Source organism: Pseudoalteromonas shioyasakiensis (genome assembly GCF_022398475.1).
In the GTDB taxonomy this organism is placed as follows: domain Bacteria; phylum Pseudomonadota; class Gammaproteobacteria; order Enterobacterales; family Alteromonadaceae; genus Pseudoalteromonas.
Map to the genome: position 1 here is coordinate 1 of NZ_JAKEVM010000011.1, position 23,580 is coordinate 23,580.

Consider the following 23,580-nt stretch of genomic DNA (forward strand, 5'->3'; position numbering starts at 1 on the left):
AAACAGTAATTTATATTGAATACTGTCCAATCATAAAAAAAGCCTAAACAATTTGTTTAGGCTTTTTTGTGAATTCAGTTTCACCAATTATACCAGTTAGCTAAGCATATACATCAACGCCAATAAGGCTTTGCACTTCGGCTCGGCGTTCTAAGTTAGCAAATTCCGTATAGGTTGAAATAGCACGACTGGTTTTTGGGTTGCTTGGTTTGTCATAAATTGTTTGCTGATAGTTTAGCGACTCAGCTTTAAATTCATCAGCAATAGCAACAGCTTGAGGGCTTGATTTAACATACTCTGTTGACGATTTTTGCTCAGCCGTTTGGTCTGATATCGCTTTGGGCTTATCAGTAACGGTATTTTTACGGCTATATTGACCGGGAATGTCACCGGTATAAAAGCCTGAGCCAATAGGTAAAGTCAAACTCGTAATTCCACATCAAACATGACTAAATTATGTGCCATAACTGACGGGCACGCAAGTCCCGTTATTCTTTCAGTTACTCTCGGCCTGGTAGCTTTTTCCAAGTCACTGTATCACGAACATATTTAGGCTGTGCATTGGCTGCAGTCACCGTTTCACCGTTAGCGAATGCAGTGGCAACCGAGGCCAGCATGTACTTCGCATCAGGCAGTAAAATGTTTTCATTTAAGCTTACATTTGCCAAATCTGTGACAAGTGCAGGATAGGTCTGCCAACCCGTACCCACCGCTGCCGCTGTTGTTTCAGGTAACGTTAGCAACTCAGGTTTAATGACTTGCTCTTCATCAACTAGTGTCATTAAGCCATTATCATCAGCTTTATAATGAGCGTAATAAATCTCACCCATACGTGCATCAATCGCAGAAAACACATCGTTAGCTTGGTCTTGCTCAAACGCTTGTTGCGCCATCATCTGCAATGTTGATACGCCAACCAAAGGTAAGCGTGCGGCATACGCTAAACCTTGAGCAATCGCAACACTAATACGCACGCCAGTAAAGCTACCCGGTCCTTGACCAAAGCCAATCACATCTAAGTCGGCTAGTTTACATTGTGCCTTTGCGAGTAACTCATCAATTAAAGGCAAAATCTTTTGGCTGTGCTGCTGAGGGCACTCTTCAAAATGATGAAATGTTTGCCCTTGATAATGTAGCACCAGCGATAAAGCTTCTGTTGATGCATCTAAGGCAAGAATATTGTGTTTAATCATCTAAGTTACTCTAATTGATCTGTTCTAAAAACGCGTTTGCCATTGCTAAGTCGCGCGTGCGGCGCATAGGTGGCAAACTTTTTAAAAATACTTGGCCGTAATGGCGTGTTACTAGGCGGTTATCGCAAATAACCAACACACCTTTATCTTTACTATCGCGAATAAGTCGCCCTACCCCTTGCTTTAATGCAATGACCGCTTGAGGTAATTGAATATGGGCAAATGGGTCTTTACCTTGCAGCTGGCAATCTTGCATTTTTGCTTGCAATAATGGGTCATCAGGTGCGGCAAACGGCAATTTATCAATGATAACACAACTTAATGTGCTGCCTCTAACATCTACGCCTTCCCAAAATGAGGCTGTGCCGAGTAAAACGGCATTACCATGACGGGTAAACTTCTCAAGGATAATGCGTTTAGACATTTGTCCTTGCATATAAACCGGATAATCCATTTGTGTGGTTAAACCTTCAGCCACTAAGTGCATCATACGATAGCTAGTAAAGAGCACGAAGCAGCGACCTTTTGCTGATTTAATCAACTCAAGGGTCAGCTTGATAATTGCATGGGGCATATTATTCGCATGAGACTCAGGTAAGTAGCGCGGTAAGCAAAGTAGCGCTTGTTGTTGGTAATCAAACGGACTTTCAACAATCATGCTTTGCGTTGGTTTTAAACCAAGGCTAGCGTTAAAGTGTTCTAATTCGTTATCGACCGATAGAGTCGCCGATGTAAACACAAAGCCTGCTCCTGTGTCTTTCATCATTTGTGCGAATTTAGCCGATACATTGAGTGGTGTAATGTTTACCGTTAGGTATCGGCGAGTGGTTTCGTACCAATAACTATAGCCCGTTTGGGCTGTATCAAATACCCGCTCTAACTGACCTTTAAAGGCCAGCGTACGCTCAAACGGATGCTCTATTTTTTCGCTACGATCCAAGCATAACTTTAATACTTGGTATAAAAAGTCGAGGTCGCTAATGACCCGGTGCAGTGCTGCACAAATATCTTTATCAGCCAGCTTTTCACGCCAATCACCACGGCTACCATCAACCCCAAACTGCAAGCGTAAATCTGCCACGCTAGTTTCTAACTTGTTGAGAGTTTTGCCTAATTGCAGCATGTCAGGGATATCGGCACGGTAAATTGCTCGTAAGTCATTAATTAAATCCACCAGCTTTTTGGTGCTAACACTTTCACCAAAATAGTCACTGGCAATTTCACTGAGCTGATGAGCCTCATCAAAAATATAGGCGTCTGCCGTAGGCATTAATTCAGCAAAACCTGTGTCTTTTACAGCCATATCTGCAAAGAATAAATGATGGTTGATCACCACCACGTCAGCTTCCATGGCATTTAAGCGGGCTTTACGAATGTAGCAATCTTGAAAATCGGGGCACTCTTTACCCAAACAGTTATCTGCGGTTGAGCTAACATAAGGCAGTACTTTGGCGTCTTCTTCTATGCCAATACAATCTGCTAAATCGCCTGAACGGGTTTCACTTGCAAACTTTGCCACCATCGCGAGTTGATGCATTACATCAGGATCATCTGTTGGTACATGCGCAACATGCTGACTTAAGCGATAGGTACACAAATAATTCGCACGGCCTTTTAAAAGGGCAACTTTTTTAGTGGCGCTTAGTGCTTTGACTAAGTTGGGTAAATCCCGATGAAACAACTGCTCTTGTAGTGCTTTTGAACCCGTTGAGATGATGGTTTTGCCTTTTGATTTTAACGCAGGCGCTAAGTAAGCGTAGGTTTTACCCGTGCCTGTGCCCGCCTCAACCACTAATTGGTGACGTTTTTTTAAGGCATCATCAACTGCAACAGCCATGTCAATTTGTGGCTGCCGAGGAGTATATCCATCAAGAGAAAGTGCAAGGGGGCCAGTGGCACTGAAAAGTTGTTTGATAAACTTCGCCAATAGATTAAAAGTGATGGGCAGATTTTACGTAACTGACTTGCCAAGGGCAAGACTAAATGAGGAAGCAAGGCTTCCTCATGGTTAAAAGTATGATTGGGTTTAAATCATTGTCCTTGAATCGTTAATGTAACGCCCGATGCAGCTCGGTAACCTTGTAAATCTATGTACCAAGTGCCAGCTTGTGGGTTATCAAATTGACAACTTTCTTCGTTACCATTTTTGTACGGCCGACATAGATAATTTGAACTTGTTGACGCTGAGCCATAGTTAACATACAAATCTGCATCGCCACTACCGCCAGTAATCGTCACCGTTAAATTACTAAGGCCTGCTGGAATTTGTTGAGTAAAGCGCTGCCAACTTCCGGTAGCCACACTCACGTTTGTCTCAGTTCGGTCAACGTTTTCGCCGCCACCTGAGGTGCTATAACTTCCCGTGAGTGACACATTCGAAATCTCATTCCACGCTTCAACCATGACATGATACTTGCCAGTTTGAACTGACGACATCACACAACTTTCATTACTTGTAGAGGTTGTACTTTTACAATCAAAGTCCTGTAAGGTCGGCTTAGCGCCAAATTTAACGTATAAATCAGCATCGCCCGAGCCGCCCTCTGTTACAAACTCAAGGTTACTGCTCATTGCGGGTACATCAAGTGTAAAGAGTAACTGATCTTTTGCTGCGCCCGACAAACCTGTTTTAGCTACGCCATTTTCAAGCTGATTAGTCGGCTCAGTTACAACATCACCAGCGTTCTTTGCCATTTCAGCAACATAGCTCACTGCCAATTTTGCAAATTTACTGGCGTGAGCCGCATCAAATTGGGCATCATTTGATGTGTGGATCAATGGGTTAATATCACTCATTGTTGATTCAAATGGCATTGAGGCGGCAAACCCTTGTTGATACCAAGAGGCATGATCTGAGCAGCCATAACCACATTGATCAAAGCCATAGCTCACTGTGGGCTGGTAAGCATCGAGCAACTGCGATAAATACTGATTTTGCGATGAGTTAGTGTAGTCGGTCATCATCACAATATCTGTGTTGCTGCCGTTATTGCCAGTCATATCAAACTGCACCATACCTACAACATTCTTACCCTGAGTTTTATAACTCTGAGCAATATCTTTTGAGCCCCTAAGACCCACTTCTTCAGCGGCAAACCCCATAATTTGCATGGTTCGCTGAGGTTGGTAGTTATTTTCCACAATTGCTTTAAGGGTTTGTGTGAGCACTGCAATACCAGAGGCATTATCATCTGCACCAGGAGCACGACCATTACTTGGATTAGACTGATTGATTGAGTCTAAATGACCACCAATAACGACGATTTCATCTGCTTTTTCTGCACCAGGAATGGTCACAATAACTGATGATTGCGAAAAACTATGGTTAAAATACTCAACGCTTATATCACTGCGGCTACTGGCTATTTGCTGCCAATGGCTCTTTAACCAATCGGCTGCATCAACACCACTTTGCACTGAATAATATCGGTTATGAAAGTTCATCATGCTATTAACCGTATCGCTCAGTTCGCTACTATCAATCGATGATATTAGTGCGTTAACTGTCGTGGCATTATCAATACTGTAGTTTACTAGGCTCGCATTCATAGCTGTCTGAGCTACAGCATTTAATTGCTGAGTATAGAGCTCGGCATCTGCTAATGAGTCATGGGCTACAAAACCACCGCAGCGATGATAGTTATCGTGCATAAACTCACTTAATCCAGCGATATCCTGCTTGTTAACGCGCATAAAATTAACTTGATTCAAAGCCGATTTTTGCATCGCAAAATTGCTGTTTTGTTTACGTTTACTCAGTGTATCTTGTTGAAAGTGCTCTGCAGCAAGGGCATCAATGGTGACCCAAATTGTTTCGTCTTGCGCTGCATAACTTAGTTGGCTCAGTGACAGTGTGGCAAAGCCCATTAAGCACTGTGTTAGACGGGTTGTCATAATCAATCCTTTTATGATTTGCATTTTAATGAAAATAAAAAAAGGGAGCCGAAGCTCCCTAAAAGGGTGGCTAGTTAGCCGAAATGGTGAGTGTTACACCACTTGCAGCGCGATAGCCGCGAAGGTCGATATACCAAGTACCCGCTTGTGGGTTTGTAAATGTACAGGTTTCGCTATTGCCGTTTTTATAAGGACGGCAGTCATAACTAGATGTTGTCGATTGTGAACCAAAGTTCACATACAAGTCAGCATCACCAGAGCCACCAGAAATAGTCACATCAAGTGACGAATAACCCGCATCTAGGTCTTGCGTGAAGCGAGTCCAGCTATTTGTGCCAACACTTAAGTTAGACTCAGTACGGTTTATCGGTGTTACACCACCACCGCTGCCCGAATCAAAGCTACCTGTAAGTGATACACCTGAAATTTGATTCCACGCTTCTACCATTACGTAGTAAGTACCCGCTTGTACATTACTTATAGCGCAGCTTTCTGTGCTAGTAGATGAAGTGCTTTTACAATCAAAGTTGCTCAGTGTTGGTTTTGCGCCATACATAACGTAAAGATCTGCATCACCACTTCCACCAGTTGTATTGAATTGTAAATTCGTTGCGTCTGCTGGCACCTCAAGAGTAAAGAACATTTGATCTTTAGCAGCGCCACTGATCCCTGTGCGTGCAACGCCATTGGTTAGCTCTTCATCACCGCCCGGAGGTGGCTCAGTTGTGCCACAGCTACTACCCGCACTTAAGCTTGAAGTCACACCAACCGCCGCAAGTGCAGCTTGAACATCTGCTGGGTCATAGCTTAAATCACAGGCCGCATCCATCACGCCGTTACCTGCTAAATCCCAGTTTGTGCTGGCTGTCCAGTAAAGTTGGTTAGCGCGTGCCATCACAACAAACGCCTTTTGCGTATCCCAACCTGGTGTGGTTGCAAGGTTATAAAATGCCTTGTTGAATACACCTGAGCTGTAGTGAACATCCATACCAGAGTAGTAATTGTTTTGATGGTCAATTGAGCTTCCATCTTGGGTTGGGTTATTCATGTAACGTAGTGCACCGTTACCTTTAAAGATTTCCTGACCCACTAACCAGTCGTTTGAGCCTTTCATGTAAAACTCAGCCGCTTCACCTGCCATATCAGAGAACGCTTCGTTCAAACCACCTGATTTACCAGAATAAACAAGGCCTGAGTTTTGTTCGGTAAAACCATGGCTTACTTCATGCGCCGATACATCAAGACTTACCAGTGGATAGAAGGTATTTTGACCATCACCAAAGGTCATGGCACTGCCATCCCAAAACGCATTTTCATAGTTATTGCCGTAATGAACGCGCATTTTCAATTGGAAAGTTAATGGCGCAGTGCCGACCCAATCGTTATACATATTAAAAATGACGTTACCGAAATAATGCGCATCATTTAAAGGCGAGTACGCACCGTTAATTTCTTTAAAGGTATTTTCTGGGCATGTAAACGAATACGCTGTTGAACCACTTGTACCGCCATTTAAGTTAATGGTTCTTACATTTGCGTTATTCATCGTACAGGTGCTGCCAGACTGAGTAACATCTAGACTATCAAAGTCAGTACCGTAGATGTATTTACCGGTTTTTAAGTTACCACCAGGGCCTGTTGCACTAGCATGTTGTAAGTTATCGAAGCTAAATAAAACTTCACCGCTGTTAGCATCAATAATTTGATACGGACGAGATGGGTTGTCGCCATACGTCACATAAGATACTTCATACACTAGGTGTGCAACACTGTCCTCATCTAGCCAAATAGCCAAACGTGATTGTTCATTATGTTTTTTTAACCCAACTGATTTAATTGCAGCAGGTGAGTTAGCAAGGCCTTTTGCCATTGCTTTTTTCTTGTTTAGTGCCGGAGACACTGAGTCGATGTCGGCGGCAATGTCATACACCGCTGCACCATGTGCGCGCTTTAATTGGCCATTTCCATCAAATGTAAGGCTAACCGTATCGCCGATAACAGGTAGACCTTGATACATCTGCTGATAACGACGCGTGGTGTTGCCGTTACTGGTTTTGATTTCTTTTAATACAACTAAATCATTCCCTGCACCTAAACCAACTAACTGATTTGGATTTGCACTCAATACAGATGATGCATTGGTTTGCAAAGCTTGGTTAATCCCTGTTTGTTCGTTTAGGTATTTCTTGTTCGCAGCTACTGCACTTGTTGCTTGAGTCAAAGCAAAAGCAGCAAGAGTTGCTAATGTGATTTTAGATAAATTCACGTTTACGCTCCGTTAGATTGTTATGTATTTAATATTTTCCTAGTAACCGGACTGCACTGTTCCCGATTAGTGACCAGCCTAGATTGAATGGAGCGAAATTGAAAATGAAACAAAAAATTTACAAATAAAGTATTAGCTCTAAATTGAAAAGTCATAAATAACAGCAGGATAGGAATTGAAAGGTTTATTAAATGTTAATAGATGCATTTAAAGTGTAAAATTATTGATACAAAATAATAACATTTATTAAACATTTGTACCTTTTATTTGTTTTTATTTTGCTCATCTCATTATTTGTGATTCACAGCTAAAAGGATTAGATATCCATAAAAAAGTCTGGGTACATAACTTGCAGCAATGCCAAGTATCTAGGATTTAAGGACTAAGCATGATTACTGATCTGATACAAAACGAATGGCTAAATGAGCCATGGCTGGTCGTCATTGGTGGTACTGTATTAGCCGCCACAGCTTTGTTTTTATTAAAGTTTGTAATCATCTATTGCTTAAAGAAATGGACCCAACGAACCGACTTTGTTTTCGACTCATTACTGGTTGACTCACTGTCTACACCATTAACCTTATGCACAATGATGGTGCTTGTGATCATTTTTGGTCAGTTATTAAACACCACCGGCTTTATGGCTGAGCACCCCTTACCTATTGCGGCCACCGCTAAAGCCATTTGTATTTTTGCCTTAGTGTTATTTTTAGACCATTTCTTATTTGGCACCGTTGATTATTACAGCGCCCGCTCTGTAGTGGTTTCGAATAGTCATAGCATCATTAAAGGCTTGATCCGCTGCGCAATTGTGTGTGTTGGCTTATTGGTGTTATTAGGCACGTTGGGTATATCAATCACTCCGATTATTGCCTCTTTGGGCATTACCTCTCTTGCCGTCGCTTTGGCTTTACAACCGACACTCGAAAACTTCTTCTCTGGCGTTCAGTTGGTGATTGATAAACCTATTCGGGTCGGCGACTTTATAGAGCTTGAAAGTGGCGATCAAGGCTTTGTTGAGAAAATTGGTTGGCGCTCAACCTGGGTAAAAATGTTGCCAAATAACATGATAGTCATCCCCAATAGTCAGCTGTCTAAATCGCGCATCATTAACTATTTTTACCCAGAAAAAGAGCTCAGCGTCCCCGTCGAAGTGGGTGTTCATTATGGCTCCGACCTTGAAAAAGTTGAGCAGGTTACGTTGGATGTAGCAAGGCAGATATTAAAAAGCCATAAATGGGGCATCGATGATTACGAAACCTTTGTGGTCTTTCATACATTTGATCAATCAAGCATCAATTTTACGGTGATGTTAAGAGCAAAAGAGTACTTTAACCGCTTTTGGGTAAAATCAGCTTTTATTAAAGCATTACACCAACGTTACGCAGAAGAAGGAATTGTTATTCCTTACCCAATCAGAGCTATTAATACCAGCCAAGAATCAGCCCAGTTTAAACAGGCTGATTGACCTAACTGAGGTTATCACTATTGCGCTTTTATCAGGTTTATTTTGTCTCTTTTGAGACATTATTAACAGCGATTATACATATGCAATCAGCACCTTGAATTTTTACTCTAAAATGTCATAAAAATCGCATAAACACTGTGACATACCTATATTAGAGGCGTACTATATGCGGCCAGAAAGTGACTGCTTTCTGCGTCTTGTTATAAAAATATTTAAGGTCAAACAATGAATGCTTGGTACCTCATTTGTTTTCTTTCAGCATTAGCTATTTTTATTGCTTTTGCTAACCAATATATCCTCAAAATGCAAACCACGATTGCTATAACAACAGGCTCTGTTGTTATTTCTTTGCTTCTTATACTTGCCGTTAAAATGCTCGGTGATAGCACGGCCCTCGAAATGACTCAAATTGTCTCAAGTATCAACTTTAATCAGTTGCTACTAAAAGGCATGCTCGGGTTTTTACTATTCGCAGGTGCGCTGGAAATCAACTTAGCAGCCCTTCGTAAACAACGGTGGGAAATTACCGCATTAGTGTTATTTTCAACCATAACCTCAACGGTCATTGTTGGTTACTTAAGCTATTATTTGTTTGCTTTTGTAGGCTGGCCTGTACCGTTTATTTACTGCTTGTTGTTTGGTGCTTTAATCAGCCCAACCGACCCGATTGCAGTGTTAGCCATTATTAAACAAATGCGAGCCCCAGAAGGTATTTCTGTGCAAGTTGAAGGTGAGTCTTTGTTTAATGATGGTATTGGTTTGGTGATTTTCACAACGATATTTTCAGTGGCCTTTTATGGCACCGAAGCCACCTTTACTGACGTTGCTGAATTGTTCTTAGTTGATGCAATTGGCGGTATAGTGTTTGGTCTCGTGATTGCGTTAGTCGGGCATTTTTTAATTATTAATAGCCGCGATGTTAACATTCGTTTGCTACTAACCTTGACCATTCCAACAGCCGGCTTTGCAGCAGCGAATATTTGGGAAATCTCAGGTGCACTTGCTATGGTCACCAGTGGTATTTTACTTGGCAATATTACTCGTTCAAAAGCAACAGAGCGTACGGGGCCTGAAGATACTCGCTACGTGAAAGACTTTTGGCATGCCACCGATAGCTTTTTAAACGCCTTGCTGTTTTTGATTATCGGTATGCTCATCGTCACTATGCCGATTACTCTTGAAGAAATTGGCTTAGGTTTACTGATGGTACCCGTGGTGTTGCTAGCGCGATTCATAAGTGTAGGTGCGCCATTTGTATTCTTTAAAAAGTATCGCCAATACGATAAGCACTCGGTGAAAATACTCACTTGGGGTGGCTTACGGGGTGGTCTAGCGCTGGCAATGGCAGCTGCCATCCCACGCGATCAAGTAATGATTGCAGGCTCAGACCTTCATAACCTAATTGTTATTGTCACCTACGTGGTAGTGATTTTCTCGATTATCGTACAAGGTTTAACAATTTCGCCGTTGATCCAAAGTAGTATTCAATCAGCAGAAGCAAAAAATTAAGCACAGCTTTTTGCTCTAAAGGCTCGTTTATCGGGCCTTTTTTTGTGCTTTATCGGCATACATTCGCGCGTCAGCAGCAGACAGCAATTTAGTTAGTGAGCAAGGTTGCTGACCAGAAAAATCAGCAATGCCATAAGAAAAGCCAAGCTCAACTTGGTTATTAAAGCTATTAGGTAAGTCACTGAATGACAACAACAAGCGTTGCATTATGTTGTCGCATTCGCTGGTATTTAAATCTGTAAATAAAATCACAAACTCATCACCGCTCAAACGTGCATATAAATCAGCCTTGCGACAACAGTTCTCTAGTAATCCAGCAAAATCTCTCAGTACTCTATCGCCAGCAGCATGACCAAATTTATCGTTAATCGCTTTAAAATTATCTAAATCAATAAACACTAATTTTGCTTTTAAATGCTGGCGAATACATAAATCAAGGTAATGCTCTGCGGTGCTAATGAAACCGCGACGATTAGGCAATAAAGTAAGCTCATCGGTAGTTGCTAACTGCATGATTGCAAACTCTCGCTCGACGATTGCTGCAAAGTCTTGTAAGGCTTTAATTTCTTGTTTGTTAAAACTGCGCGGTTGATGATCGATAAGGCACAAAGTGCCAATTCTATTTCCTGATTTAAGTGTAATTGGGCAGCCCGCATAAAAACGGATATTCGGATCTCCCATTACCAGTGGGTTATCAGCAAAACGCTTATCATTTAAGGCATTTTCAACCACAAGCGGGTCTTTGTATAAAATTGCATGGGCGCATAAAGAAACGTCTCTTGCGGTCTCTGTCACATCTAGCCCTACACATGACTTAAACCACTGTCTGTGCTCGTCAATTAAACTGATAACACAAATTGGTACAGAGAAAAATTGCTGGGCAAGGCGAGTAATTCGGTCAAAGGCGGGTTCACTTTGAGAGTCTAAAAGATCTAATGAGCGAAGCTCTTCAAGCCTAGCTTGCTCATTTAATGGCACTGAGGGTCGTTCCATTGAATTGCCTTGTAAGTTACAACACAAGTGTTTCTTAACGTTAGCAGAAAAAACCGCACAGTTGCATAAAAACAAATTTTATATTGAGTATTAAGCCCATGTATCTAGGTGTTTATTACCCTCTTCATCTTCTTCTATGACACTTTTGTTACCTTTATCTTCTTTTTTAGCGGCTTTTTTGCGGCGTTCTATTTCACGTTTTTGGCGCTTTTCAAGCTCAATTCGCTGCACGTTCGCATCTTTTACGCCCGCAATATGAAACGCACCTTTACTTTCCAACTGTAAGCGCGTAATTCGACCTAAAAAGGGGATCATGATATCCATTTGCACCTCCTACTGTACCTACTATCTAACCGTTATATATCGGCAGTTATAAGATATACTTTAATTTCGCAAAAAAATGCTTGCCAAAGATTAGCAAAGCATGTTTATCTATATACGTAACTTATTTAAACAGATATACGCACTGGTTTACACAAACGAGTGAAATACAGGAAAAATTATGCGCTTCAATCTGACAACTATCCATCATCACCATCATTCACCGGAATAGCCTGTCAGGTTTTTCGCTGAGAGGTTATTCCTAAAAGGAACCTCTGGCGAGCAATCAACCAAATTATTTATTTTCGCCCTGAGGTTCCCTCGGGGTTTTTAGTTTTTGAATTAAAGGAAAATGAATAATGAGCAATACCAATCGTTTACGAATCGCCATCCAAAAAGGCGGCCGCTTATCAAAAGACTGCCAAGAGTTACTAAAACAACTTGGTGTTAAATTAAATCTTCGTGAACAACGTTTAATCGCACACTCTACCAACATGCCAATTGATGTACTTCGTGTACGCGATGACGATATTCCGGGCCTAGTAATGGACGGTGTGTGTGACCTAGGTATCGTTGGTGAAAACGTACTTGTTGAAGTTCAAGCCGAACGCGAACGCCAAGGCGTGGCATTCGAGGTAAATAAACTTTCTAAGCTTGATTTTGGTTACTGCCGCCTTGCACTTGCATGGCCACAAGAACTTGGTCCACAAGATAAAAGCTGGTTTGAAGGTAAACGCATTGCCACTACTTACCCAGAAATCTTAAGCCAATACCTAAAACGCGAAGGCATTAACGCAAGCACAGTCATGTTAACGGGCTCTGTTGAAGTCGCACCGCGTGCTGGTTTGGCTGATGCAATTTGTGACCTAGTGTCTACTGGTGCAACGTTAGAAGCAAACGGCTTAATGCAAGGCGACACCATCTTAGAATCAAATGCCTGTTTAATTCAAAACAAAGACCTTACTGATAAAAGCAAACTTGATTTAATCAACACGTTAATGCCGCGTCTACGTGGTGTACGCCAAGCAAAAGAAAGTAAATACATCATGCTACACGCACCAAAAGCAAAGCTTGATGAAGTGTGCGACTTACTACCGGGTACTGGCCAACCAACTTTACTATCGCTTGCTGGTAGCGACGATTATGTTGCACTACACATGGTTAGCAGCGAAACCCTTTTCTGGGAAACAATGGAACAGTTAAAAGCACTGGGTGCCAACTCAATTCTTGTTATGCCAATTGAAAAAATGATGGAGTAATTATCCATGTTTCGCTGGAATGAGGAAAATCAACAAGCACAGCAGGCGGTACTTACCCGCCCTGCTGTTACTGCAAGTAAAGAGGTTGAAGCAATTTGCATCGACATCTTAAATGCAGTTAAAACTGAGGGTGACGCAGCGTTATTAAAAATGGCAAAAGAGTTTGATAAGCGCGAAACACCTCGCTTATTAGTGCCAATTGAAGAAATTAATAAAGCTGAGCAGTTATTATCAAACGAGTTAAAAGCCGCCATCGAAACGGCCTATGCCAATGTAAAACGTTTTCACCAAGCACAATTACCAAAAGACATTAAGTTAACAACGCAACCTGGCGTATTGTGTGAACTTAAATATCAAGCCATTGAAGCGGTAGGCATTTACGTGCCAGGTGGCAGTGCTCCACTGCCATCTTCAGTAATTATGCAAGGGGTGCTTGCACAGTTAAGTGGTGCACAAACCGTTGTGCTAACTACACCTGTAAAAGCCGACGAAACCATCAACCCTGCCATTTTATATGCAGCAAAACTATGTGGTATTAAAACCATTGTAGAAAGTGGCGGCGCAGGTGCCATTGCAGCGATGGCATACGGCACAGAATCAGTGCCTAAAGTGAACAAGATTTTTGGCCCAGGAAATAGCTTTGTCACCATGGCAAAACAACTTGTTGCGCAAACTATACCGGGCATGGCGATTGATATGCCGGCTGGCCCTTCTGAAGTGCTAGTGATTGCTGATGAGCGTGCAAACCCTGAATTTATTGCGGCAGATTTATTGTCGCAAGCAGAGCACGGCGCTGATTCGCAAGTTATTTTACTATGTAACAGCGAACGCATCATTGAAAAAACACAGCAAGCCTTAACAGAGCAGCTAGCAAAGTTGAGTCGTAAAGACACTGCCGAGCAAGCCCTTGCTAACTCAAGCTTAATTTTAGTGGACTCGGTTGAGCAAGCCTTTTCGGTGTCTGCTGAATATGGTCCTGAGCACCTTATTTTACAACTTGCTGATGCGCAGCCTTATTTAAGCTTAGTGAAAAATGCCGGTTCAGTATTTGTAGGTGATTACACCCCGGAGTCAGCCGGTGACTATGCATCGGGTACTAACCACGTACTACCAACGTATGGTTACAGCGCGACCTATTCGAGCTTAAACTTACTGGACTTCTTTAGAACTTACACAGTGCAAACCATCAGTAAAAATGGCTTACGTGAATTATCTAAAGCAATTTTACCTTTGGCTGCAGCAGAGGGGCTTGATGCTCACGCCAATGCTGTTTCGATTCGTCTTGAGGCTATGAACAATGAGCGATAATTCAAAAATAACAACGCTGTTGCCAGATAACATTGCAGCGCTTACAGCCTACAGTTCGGCTAAAAGTGAAAAGCTAACCGGCACAACGTGGTTAAATGCCAATGAAAGCCCTTATTCACGTACGCCAAATATCAATTTAGCTGATTTAAATCGCTACCCAGATCCGCAGCCTCAGCAAGTGATCAATCGTTACGCTTGCTATGCTAATTTAGAGCCAGAGCAAGTACTGATGACTCGCGGCGCTGACGAAGGTATTGAGCTATTAGTACGTACTTTTTGTAGCCCAGCTACAGATAGCATCGCACTCTTTTTGCCAACTTACGGCATGTACAAAGTCACTGCAGATACCCACAACATTGCGATTAACGGTTTAACTCAAGAGCTGTTATTAAAAGGCACGGTTGATGAGATTGTCACTGCAGTTGCTGATTCAAAGCTGGTGTTTATTTGTAATCCAAATAACCCTACCGGCAGCATGACAAGCTTAGACAAAATCAGAAAAATCACCCAACAACTTGCGGGTAAAGCGATTGTAGTGGTTGATGAAGCTTATATAGAATTTTGCCCAGAACAAACAGCGGCAAGCCTGATCAACGAGTTTAGTAACCTTGTGGTACTAAGAACCTTATCAAAAGCATTTGCACTTGCGGGTTTAAGAACAGGCTTCACATTAGCCAACAGCGAACTACTGGCGCCTATTCGTAAAGTGATTGCGCCATACCCTGTATCAACGGTGGTGGCGAGCATTGCAGCAGACGCATTAAGTAGTGACAACATCGCTTCAATGCGCCGTCAGGTGACAATTCTAAATAGCTTAAAAAGCAAACTAAAAAGCTGGCTCGAGCAATCACCTGCCGTTATCAAAGTACTGAGCGGTGAAGGTAACTTTGTCACTTTAAAATTAAAAAACAAACAATCATTTAATATCGCACTTGAGCAAGGACTCGTAATGCGTGCCTTCACCTTATATGGCGAAGATGATTGGTTACGAATTTCTATCGGTAACGAGCAAGAACTAGAACAAGTAAAAGTTTGGTTAGATGGCTTATCACTGACCAGTAAAACAGTAGAACAGGAATTATCATGAGCAACCCATATTTATTTATTGACCGCGATGGCACGATTATCGAAGAGCCTATCACCGACAAACAGGTTGATAGCCTAGAAAAATTAGTGTTTTTGCCAAATGTGATCCCTGCTCTATTACAACTTCAAGCGGCAGGTTACCGCCTTGTTATGGTATCTAATCAAGATGGTTTAGGCACTGATAGCTTCCCGACGGCCGATTTTGATATTGCTCAAGACAAGATGATGGATATCTTAAACAGCCAAGGGATTAAATTTGATGAAGTTCTGATCTGCCCTCACTTTGATGAACAAAATTGTGACTGCCGTAAACCAAAAACAGGCTTACTTACTGAGCTTATGCGCTCGGGTAAAGTCGATTTAGCACGCTCATTTGTGATTGGTGACCGCCAAACTGATATTGGACTTGCCAATAACTTATGTTGTGAAGGCATTTTGTATGACGGCAGCTGGGATGCCATTGTCACTAAGCTGACAACCGCAAACCGTGAAGGCCGTGTCACTCGCAACACCAAAGAAACACAAATCGATGTGCAAGTTAATTTAGACCAAACAAAAAATGGCGAAATTAGCACTGGCCTTGGCTTTTTCGATCACATGCTTGACCAAATTCGTACACACGCCAATATCGGACTTAATATTCAAGCCACTGGCGACTTACACATTGATGAGCACCACCTAGTTGAAGATATCGGCATTGCACTTGGCCTTGCCCTTAAACAAGCGCTAGGTACAAAAACACAAATTGGTCGCTATGGTTTTGCACTCCCTATGGATGAGTGCAAAGCAGAAGCGCAAATTGACTTATCGGGCCGTGCCTCGTTTGTATTAAATGCTGATTTTAGCCGTGAAAAAGTCGGCGACTTAGACGTACAAATGGTTGAGCACTTCTTTAAAAGCTTAAGTGATAATGCCGCCATGAGCCTTATTTTGTCGGTTAGCGATGGTAATTGTCATCACCAAGTTGAAGGTCTATTTAAAGCGTTTGCAAGAGCACTTCGCGCTGCGATTGCAAAAGATGCTTCACAACAAACAGCAAGCTCTAAGGGGTGTTTATGATTGCCATAATTAATACCGGTTGTGCCAACATTAACTCTGTTCGTTTTGCCTTTGAACGCTTAGGTAAAAATCCTGAGGTGATCACCTCACCTGAGCAACTAAAAGGCTTTGAACGTGCTATTTTACCAGGCGTAGGCCATGCCTCTGTTGCCATGAAACGCTTAAAAGACGGTGGTTGGCAACAAGCAATTGATGAATATCAGCGTCCGTTGATGGGCATTTGTTTAGGCATGCAATTACTTTGCGACAGCACTGAAGAAGGCAATGTTGATTGCCTTGGCAAAATTCCAGGTATTGTTAAGCACTTAGATGTAGGTGAATTAACTTCACCGCACATGGGCTGGAACGACCTAAGTGTATTAAAAGAGCATGCCCTCACCAAAGGGTTATCAGCGCAAGATCAAGTGTACTTTGTGCATAGCTTTGCTCACACAGTGAACGATGCCACCCTAGTTAGCGGTGAATACGGGCAAGCTTTTTCAGCAATTGTTGCCAAAGATAACTACGCAGGCATGCAGTTCCACCCAGAGCGAAGCGCCAAAGTAGGCACCCGACTTTTACAAAACTTTTTAGATTGGCAGCTGTAAGCGCAGCAAAAAAATAAGAGAAATAAACGTGATTATTCCAGCACTCGATGTATTACAAAACCAAATTGTGCGCTTATACCAAGGTAAGTATGATACCGCACAATTTTACCCTTACGAACTTGGCGCACGCTTACAAGAGTACGCAAATAGCGGCGCAGGCAAACTGCACTTAGTTGATTTAGAAGGCGCACGCGATCCAAATAAAAAACAGTGGCAGCATATTCAAGCTGCAACCAAAGCGCTAAATGTGCCTTATCAAGTGGGCGGTGGTATTCGCTCTGAGCAAGATGTTGCTGACTGGCTTGAAGCCGGAGCTAACCAAGTCGTGATTGGCTCAATGGCCGTTGAAAAACGTGAGCAAGTACAGGCCTGGATTGAAAAGTTTGGCAGTGAACACTTTGTTATCGCACTAGATGTTAATAAAACTGACAACGGCTGGGCACCAGCAACACATGGTTGGTTAAGTGAATCTGAGTTTGGCTTGTTCGAACTTGTTGATTTTTACGTGGCACTTGGTGTGGTTGATTTTCTGTGTACTGACATCAGTAAAGACGGCACCATGACCGGCCCTTCGTTTGCACTTTATGAAGATTTAACCAACCACAACAGCGAGATTAAAGTTCAAGCATCAGGCGGTGTAAGCTCACTGGATGATATTGCAAAGCTGAAAAAGCTGAGTGTTGGCGGTGTTATCTTAGGTAAATCATTGCTCGATGGTGCCTTTAATGTTGAGGAGGCGTTAGCATGTTATCAAAACGCATAATCCCTTGTTTAGATGTAAAAGACGGCCAAGTCGTTAAAGGTGTTAAATTTAAAGGCCATGAAGTGGTTGGTGATATTTTAACGCTTGCCAAAGCTTACAGCGATGCCGGTGCGGATGAACTGGTGTTTTATGAAATCAGTGCCAGCGTCGAAAAACGCCTACTTGATGTCAATTGGGTAGAGAACATTGCACGCCACATTGATATTCCATTTTGTGTGGCGGGCGGCATTAAATCTGTTGCCGATGCAGCACGTGTTTTAGAACGTGGCGCAGATAAAATCAGTATTAACAGCCCTGCAATTGCTCGCCCTGAGCTTATCAAAGAATTACACGATGAGTTTGGTAAACAATGCGTGGTTGTGGGTATTGATAGCTTTTATGATGAAACCACTGGCGAATATTTAGTGTACCAGCTAACTGGCGATCCTAATGCATCAAGCCGTACTCGCTATAAAACCGAAGAATGGGTTAAACGCGTGCAAGACCTAGGTGCTGGTGAAATCGTACTCAATTGCATGAACCAAGATGGCGTGCGTAAAGGCTACGACAATGTTCAGCTATCAAAAATGCGTGCACTGTGCGATATTCCACTAATTGCATCGGGCGGCGCAGGTACGATGCAAGACTTTGTTGATGTGTTTCAACAAAGCCAAGTTGATGGCGCGCTCGCTGCCAGCGTATTTCACAAGAACGTCATTGATATTGGCGAACTAAAACAATTTTTAACTGATAATAATGTAGCGGCAAGACTATGCAATTAACCAAAGACACTCTTTCTCAAGTCGATTTTGCCAAAAGCGAATTGATCCCAGCTATCGTGCAAGACGCACGCTCTGGGGTGATTTTAATGCAAGGCTTTATGAATCAAGATGCATTAGCTGCCACTTTCGACAAACAAAAAGTAACCTTTTACTCGCGCTCTAAAGAGCGTTTATGGACCAAAGGCGAAACATCAGAAAACTACCTTGAAGTAGTCTCAGTACACACCGACTGCGATTACGACTCACTATTAGTACTGGCAAACCCACTTGGGCCAACATGCCACCTTGGTACACAAAGCTGCTTCGGCGATGATGCTAAACCTAGCTTGTCGTTTTTAGCTGAACTTGAACAAGTGATTGTTTCACGTAAAGACGATGATCCAAGCAAAAGCTACACTGCGTCTTTGTTTGCAAAAGACTTAAGCCGTAGTTGCCAAAAAGTGGGTGAAGAAGGCGTTGAAGTTGCCCTTGCAGCCATGAAACATGATAACGATGAATTAACCAATGAATCAGCAGACTTACTGTATCACTTAACTGTGTTATTGCAGCGCCAAGGCTTATCGCTGGCTGATGTGGTGAGCTGTTTACAAGGCCGCCATAAGTAATAATTATAGAGTGTGGTATCTAAATACCGCACTCTATTGCTGTTTTAACGCTTCTAACACAATTTTAAATGCCGGAGACGGTTGCCTTCGGCTCGGGTAATACAAATAATAACCGGGAAATGCGGGGCACCAATCAGCTAACACTTTAATTAAATTACCATTTTTTATATGCTCACCAAACTCCTCTTCAGGTAGAAACGCAATACCTAACCCCTGTAACGCCGCCTCAACAATATGATGAGAGGTATTAAAGATTAATTGACCGCGTACATTCACATTAAGTTCTTCACCCTCTTTTTCAAACTCCCACGCATATAAACCGCCATGGGTAGGAAAGCGAATGTTGATACAATTATGTGCAGTAAGCTCCTTTGGCGTGTTAGGCTTTTGATGCTTAGCAAAATACTCAGGGCTTGCAACGGCTGCCATATTGAGCTCTTTACCAATAGGCACAGCTATCATATCTTTATCTATGGTTTCGCCAAGACGAACGCCAGCGTCGATACGCTGAGCAACAATGTCTGTGTAGCCATAGTTAACATTGAACTCAATATTAATATCGGGGTATTGCTTTAATACATTGGCCAGCTTTGGGAGTAATGTGCTCTGAATTATAAAATCACCACAAGTAATTTTTACCGTGCCCGCAGGTTTGTCTCTGAGTTCAGTTAACGCTTCTAACTCATTTTCGATATCATCAAAACGATGCCCTATTGCATTGAGTAAACGCTCCCCGGCGAGAGTCGGCGATACGCTTCGAGTTGTTCTGGTTAACAAACGAATATCTAAGTTTGCTTCTAGTGAACGAATAGCCTGACTCAAGGCAGACTGAGTTACGCCTAACTGAGCAGCAGCACGTGTAAAACTGCCAGTTCTTGCCACAATGACAAAATAGTTCAATTCATTGAGGTTTTGTTTGATCATCCACCTGTCTATTAATAAGTTTTACTAATAAAGCATATTAGTATTCATTAGCTAGTCTATTCAACCTATGTTTGAAAAAATACTCCATCACATTTAACTGTATGGACTAGCATGACAAATTACTCAACCTATCAAGATGATCAGCCTATCGAGCAGCAAGCTAATTGGAGTGGGGTTTTTGCGATGACATTATGTATTTTCGCCTTAATAGCCTGCGAGTTTATGCCTGTAAGCTTATTAACACCTATGGCTGAAGATTTATCAATTAGTAAAGGCATGGTTGGTCAGGGGTTAGCAATATCGGGCTTTTTTGCGGTGATCACAAGTCTATTCATGAGTCCTTTATTTGCTAAAAGTGATCGAAAGACCTTACTAGTCGCTCTGACCTTGATAATGCTACTGTCAACTTTAACAATTTCTATAGCTGATAGTTACGCTGTTTATATGCTTGGTCGTGCGTTAATCGGCTTAGTCATTGGTGGCTATTGGTCACTTTCAACTGCTTCTGCAATGCGCTTAGTTCCCGAGGAAAAAGTGCCTAAAGCACTGGCAGTATTTAATGGTGGCAATGGTCTTGCCATGATAATTGCAGCACCACTTGGCAGTTATTTAGGCAGTGTTCTTGGCTGGCGAGGCGCGTTTATGTGTTTAGTGCCATTTATCGCTATTGCTGTATTTTGGCAATGGCAGGCTTTGCCTAGCATGCCAGCTCAACAGCAATCAAAAGGACCTTTTTCTGCATTTAAGTTATTTAAAAAGCCACTCGTCTGTTTTGGTATGCTAGCTGTCGCGCTGCTATTTATGGGGCAATTTACTTTATTTACCTATGTAAGGCCCTTTTTAGAGTCAGCGTTTCAAGCCACCAGCCAACAAGTCTCTATGGTGTTATTTGTTATTGGTTTTGCAGGCTTTATTGGCACCTTATTGATCAGTAAGGTCATAAAACTCAGTTTAGCGTTTGCATTAATAGCTGCCCCTTCGGTTATGGCTTTAATAGCATTTTGTTTAGCTAATCAAATATCTCTTTTTAACATCAACATCGTATTACTTGGATTATGGGGGTTAATTGCAACTGCAGCGCCTGTTGCTTGGTGGAGCTGGGTAGCTCGTGCTTTACCAAAAGATGCTGAAGTTGCAGGAGGATTGATGGTAGCAATTATTCAATTTTCGATAGCGCTAGGCTCAACATTCGGCGGCATATTATTCGATGTTTATGACTACCCTATTACCTTCTTTGTTAGCGCAGCTATCTTATTTTTTGCAGCCATTGCCAGCTATTTCACTATAAAAACACCCTAAAAAATCATTAGGTGGCTCATACTTGGGCTACCTAATATTCATTTTAAGCACCTAAAGATACATTCGACACTTTTAGGCAATAAATCGACTGTTCTAATATAACGCCAAACTGCACAAATAACCGACAATAACCTCATCAAAGCTGCATTGTGAAAACAAATTGCAGTCCCTGTTAATCAAAAAATAGGAGAGTGTTATGACAACCTCAACTGATAATTTTTACCAAAGCGATGCTGTTAACTTTGAAAAAGTAATTTTCAAAAACCAATTACAAATGAATGTAGTCGGTAATCTTTTTACACCTAAAAATGCAGAGAAAGGTGCGAACCTTCCGGCACTTGTAATAGGTCACCCTATGGGTGCGGTAAAAGAGCAAAGTGCTACTTTATATGCAACTAAACTTGCAGAGCTAGGATTTGTAACTTTGGCAGTTGATCTTAGCTTCTGGGGCGAAAGTGAAGGCGAACCACGTAATACTGTACTACCTGATTTATACGCAGAGTCATTCAGTGCCGGTGTCGATTACCTTGCTAGCCGTTCATACGTCAACAAAGAAAGCATTGGTGGTTTAGGTGTATGTGGTAGTGGTGGTTTCATCATTAGTGCCGCAAAAATTGACCCACGTATCAAAGCTGTGGCAACAGTTAGTATGTATGACATGGGTGGCGCAACGCGCAATGGTTTAGGCAACTCTATTGACCTTGATATGCGTAAAGGTATGCTTGATGAAGCTGCAGAGCAACGTAATGTTGAGTACCTTGGTGGCGAAGTGCAGTACACAGGCGGCTGCCCGCATCACATTGATGAAAGCTCACACCCAATTGCAAAAGAGTTTTATGACTTTTACCGCACTGAGCGTGGCGAATATACACCAGAGCGCTCATCAGCAGATTTAACAACACACCCAACATTAAGCAGCAATGTGCGTTTTATGAACTTTTATCCATTTAACGATATTGAGACTATTTCACCACGTCCATTACTGTTTGTTGCTGGTGAACACGCTCACTCATTTGAGTTTAGCCAACAAGCCTATGATTTAGCTGCTGAACCTAAACAATTATTGGTTGTACCAAATGCAGGTCATGTTGATTTATATGATGATGTGGGTTTAATTCCATTCACTAAAATTGCTGAATTTTTCACAGCAAGTCTTTAACTAAAACGTGTCATGGTAACGAATGGGACATAGGGATATGCCCATTCGTTTTTTATACCAATTCGCTTAATTAATTATTATTGCGGATTGGTATTATAAGTAGCCGGCTATTTAGCGGTTGCTAAAAACGCCTCAACATCTCGTTTTGGTGATAAACCAAAAAACCGAGAATACTCGCGAGAAAATTGTGAGGGGCTTTCGTAGCCAACCTTAAAAGCAGCACCTGACGCATCCATACTCTCGCCAACCATCAACCTTCTTGCTTCCATTAACCTTAAACGCTTTTGATATTGCAACGGACTCATTGAAGTTAGATCTCTAAAATGATGGTGAAAAGTCGATTTACTCATTTTCGCAAGACCCGCTAAATCCTCTACACTCAAGGGTTGATCATAGTTTTCTTTTAACCATTTAACACTACGTGCAATTCTCAGCCCTTGGCTACCTGTCGATACTATATGGCGAAGCTCCGCCCCATGCTCACTGTTAAGTACACGCCAAAAAATTTCGCGTTTAATTAATGGCGCAAGCACTGGCATAGACTCCGGATCATCAACCAGCTCAATTAATCGCGTAAAAGCGTTAAGTAGCGGCTCTGTCATCTCACCTAAGGTCATTCCCTTATTGAGTGATTGCTTGTTTAATTTGTCGAGCGGTATTTGCGAAATCAGTTCACCTAACATAGCCAAATCAAGCTTTAAAACTAAGCCTAAATAAGGTGTGTCGTCTTTTGCTTCAAGAACTTGCATTTTTGCAGGCAAATCAATAGAGGTAATCAAATACTTGTGTGGGTCATACTTGAACACATCTTCGCCCAAGGTCATGCTTTTTGCCCCTTGTAGCACCAGTGCAATACTTGGTTCAACCACACACATTGAACAAGAGGTGGCGGCCTGTGTTTGTCGATAAAAAAACAAATCCTCAATCACGCTATCAGCGGTTTCTTGCTGACCTATAAGCGGCGCAATCTTATCTGCTAAAGCAGCGCTCATTTTAGCAATAGCATCATAATCTGAATGCATAACCAACCCAATTAAATTCAAGATACTTAACTATACGCTCGATTTCATAAAGTTGGCTAGTTAAAAAATTAAACCCTCGGACTAATAGGCAATAACTTGCGTGC

At 42.1% G+C, this 23,580-nt stretch carries 21 protein-coding genes; 12 read left to right on the forward strand and 9 right to left on the reverse strand.

The window, feature by feature from the left end; genetic code table 11:
• Positions 1–100: 100 nt before the first annotated feature.
• The 5 genes from L1D51_RS03850 to L1D51_RS03870 form a co-directional block, all read right to left on the reverse strand.
• Positions 101–424, reverse strand: a complete 324-nt coding sequence (locus L1D51_RS03850) for a hypothetical protein (RefSeq protein WP_239962724.1) — start codon at positions 422–424, stop codon at positions 101–103.
• Positions 425–500: 76 nt separating this feature from the next.
• Positions 501–1,193 (reverse strand): tRNA (adenosine(37)-N6)-threonylcarbamoyltransferase complex dimerization subunit type 1 TsaB, encoded by a 693-nt coding sequence (gene tsaB / locus L1D51_RS03855; RefSeq protein WP_239962726.1) that lies wholly within the window; start codon positions 1,191–1,193, stop codon positions 501–503.
• A 10-nt stretch (positions 1,194–1,203) separates the two neighbouring features.
• On the reverse strand, positions 1,204–3,120 hold the full coding sequence (gene yoaA / locus L1D51_RS03860; protein WP_054563876.1) for a DNA repair helicase YoaA: 1,917 nt from the start codon (positions 3,118–3,120) through the stop codon (positions 1,204–1,206).
• Positions 3,121–3,224: 104 nt separating this feature from the next.
• Positions 3,225–5,087, reverse strand: coding sequence for a M28 family metallopeptidase (locus L1D51_RS03865; RefSeq protein ID WP_425605531.1), 1,863 nt, complete (start codon positions 5,085–5,087; stop codon positions 3,225–3,227).
• A gap of 70 nt (positions 5,088–5,157) precedes the next feature.
• On the reverse strand, positions 5,158–7,353 hold the full coding sequence (locus L1D51_RS03870) for a M4 family metallopeptidase (protein ID WP_054563877.1): 2,196 nt from the start codon (positions 7,351–7,353) through the stop codon (positions 5,158–5,160).
• A 388-nt stretch (positions 7,354–7,741) separates the two neighbouring features.
• On the opposite strand from L1D51_RS03870, the gene L1D51_RS03875 reads away from it, so the two are divergent.
• Positions 7,742–8,821, forward strand: a complete 1,080-nt coding sequence (locus L1D51_RS03875; RefSeq protein WP_239962728.1) for a mechanosensitive ion channel family protein — start codon at positions 7,742–7,744, stop codon at positions 8,819–8,821.
• Between the two features lie 225 nt (positions 8,822–9,046).
• Positions 9,047–10,330 (forward strand): cation:proton antiporter, encoded by a 1,284-nt coding sequence (locus L1D51_RS03880; protein WP_054563878.1) that lies wholly within the window; start codon positions 9,047–9,049, stop codon positions 10,328–10,330.
• 27 nt (positions 10,331–10,357) lie between these two features.
• On the opposite strand, the gene L1D51_RS03885 is transcribed toward L1D51_RS03880, so the two are convergent.
• Together L1D51_RS03885 and L1D51_RS03890 are read right to left on the reverse strand one after the other, a co-directional pair.
• On the reverse strand, positions 10,358–11,323 hold the full coding sequence (locus L1D51_RS03885; RefSeq protein ID WP_239962730.1) for a sensor domain-containing diguanylate cyclase: 966 nt from the start codon (positions 11,321–11,323) through the stop codon (positions 10,358–10,360).
• A 90-nt stretch (positions 11,324–11,413) separates the two neighbouring features.
• Positions 11,414–11,647 carry a hypothetical protein gene (locus tag L1D51_RS03890; RefSeq protein WP_055021689.1) on the reverse strand — a complete coding sequence of 78 codons (234 nt, stop codon included), beginning with the start codon at positions 11,645–11,647 and terminating at the stop codon, positions 11,414–11,416.
• A 356-nt stretch (positions 11,648–12,003) separates the two neighbouring features.
• On the opposite strand from L1D51_RS03890, the gene hisG reads away from it, so the two are divergent.
• From hisG to hisIE, 8 genes are read left to right on the forward strand one after another with little or no spacing between them, the layout of a single operon-like run.
• A complete protein-coding gene (hisG, locus tag L1D51_RS03895; RefSeq protein ID WP_239962740.1) occupies positions 12,004–12,903 on the forward strand; it encodes an ATP phosphoribosyltransferase in 900 nt (299 codons plus the stop codon).
• A gap of 6 nt (positions 12,904–12,909) precedes the next feature.
• Positions 12,910–14,211, forward strand: coding sequence for a histidinol dehydrogenase (hisD, locus tag L1D51_RS03900; RefSeq protein WP_239962742.1), 1,302 nt, complete (start codon positions 12,910–12,912; stop codon positions 14,209–14,211).
• On the forward strand, positions 14,201–15,298 hold the full coding sequence (gene hisC / locus L1D51_RS03905) for a histidinol-phosphate transaminase (protein ID WP_055021691.1): 1,098 nt from the start codon (positions 14,201–14,203) through the stop codon (positions 15,296–15,298). The genes hisD and hisC overlap by 11 nt, the downstream gene beginning before the upstream one ends.
• On the forward strand, positions 15,295–16,356 hold the full coding sequence (hisB, locus tag L1D51_RS03910; protein ID WP_054563884.1) for a bifunctional histidinol-phosphatase/imidazoleglycerol-phosphate dehydratase HisB: 1,062 nt from the start codon (positions 15,295–15,297) through the stop codon (positions 16,354–16,356). Before hisC ends, hisB begins: the two co-directional genes overlap by 4 nt.
• Positions 16,353–16,943 carry an imidazole glycerol phosphate synthase subunit HisH gene (gene hisH / locus L1D51_RS03915; protein WP_058584165.1) on the forward strand — a complete coding sequence of 197 codons (591 nt, stop codon included), beginning with the start codon at positions 16,353–16,355 and terminating at the stop codon, positions 16,941–16,943. Before hisB ends, hisH begins: the two co-directional genes overlap by 4 nt.
• A gap of 28 nt (positions 16,944–16,971) precedes the next feature.
• Positions 16,972–17,706: a 1-(5-phosphoribosyl)-5-[(5-phosphoribosylamino)methylideneamino] imidazole-4-carboxamide isomerase gene (locus tag L1D51_RS03920; RefSeq protein WP_239962744.1), complete on the forward strand. Its 735-nt coding sequence runs from the start codon at positions 16,972–16,974 to the stop codon at positions 17,704–17,706.
• Positions 17,688–18,467 (forward strand): imidazole glycerol phosphate synthase subunit HisF, encoded by a 780-nt coding sequence (hisF, locus tag L1D51_RS03925; RefSeq protein ID WP_054563887.1) that lies wholly within the window; start codon positions 17,688–17,690, stop codon positions 18,465–18,467. The genes L1D51_RS03920 and hisF overlap by 19 nt, the downstream gene beginning before the upstream one ends.
• Positions 18,458–19,072 (forward strand): bifunctional phosphoribosyl-AMP cyclohydrolase/phosphoribosyl-ATP diphosphatase HisIE, encoded by a 615-nt coding sequence (gene hisIE, locus L1D51_RS03930; protein ID WP_054552013.1) that lies wholly within the window; start codon positions 18,458–18,460, stop codon positions 19,070–19,072. The genes hisF and hisIE overlap by 10 nt, the downstream gene beginning before the upstream one ends.
• Before the next feature lie 33 nt (positions 19,073–19,105).
• Here hisIE and L1D51_RS03935 read toward each other — a convergent pair whose 3' ends face one another.
• On the reverse strand, positions 19,106–19,996 hold the full coding sequence (locus tag L1D51_RS03935) for a LysR family transcriptional regulator (protein WP_054563889.1): 891 nt from the start codon (positions 19,994–19,996) through the stop codon (positions 19,106–19,108).
• Between the two features lie 111 nt (positions 19,997–20,107).
• Here L1D51_RS03935 and L1D51_RS03940 point away from each other — a divergent pair, with 111 nt between their 5' ends.
• A complete protein-coding gene (locus L1D51_RS03940) occupies positions 20,108–21,295 on the forward strand; it encodes an MFS transporter (RefSeq protein ID WP_054563890.1) in 1,188 nt (395 codons plus the stop codon).
• A gap of 196 nt (positions 21,296–21,491) precedes the next feature.
• The gene (locus tag L1D51_RS03945; RefSeq protein ID WP_239962746.1) at positions 21,492–22,454 is read left to right on the forward strand and encodes an alpha/beta hydrolase; all 963 of its coding nucleotides are present in this window, start codon (positions 21,492–21,494) and stop codon (positions 22,452–22,454) included.
• Positions 22,455–22,561: 107 nt separating this feature from the next.
• On the opposite strand, the gene L1D51_RS03950 is transcribed toward L1D51_RS03945, so the two are convergent.
• Positions 22,562–23,476 (reverse strand): AraC family transcriptional regulator, encoded by a 915-nt coding sequence (locus tag L1D51_RS03950; protein ID WP_055199024.1) that lies wholly within the window; start codon positions 23,474–23,476, stop codon positions 22,562–22,564.
• Positions 23,477–23,580 lie beyond the last annotated feature (104 nt).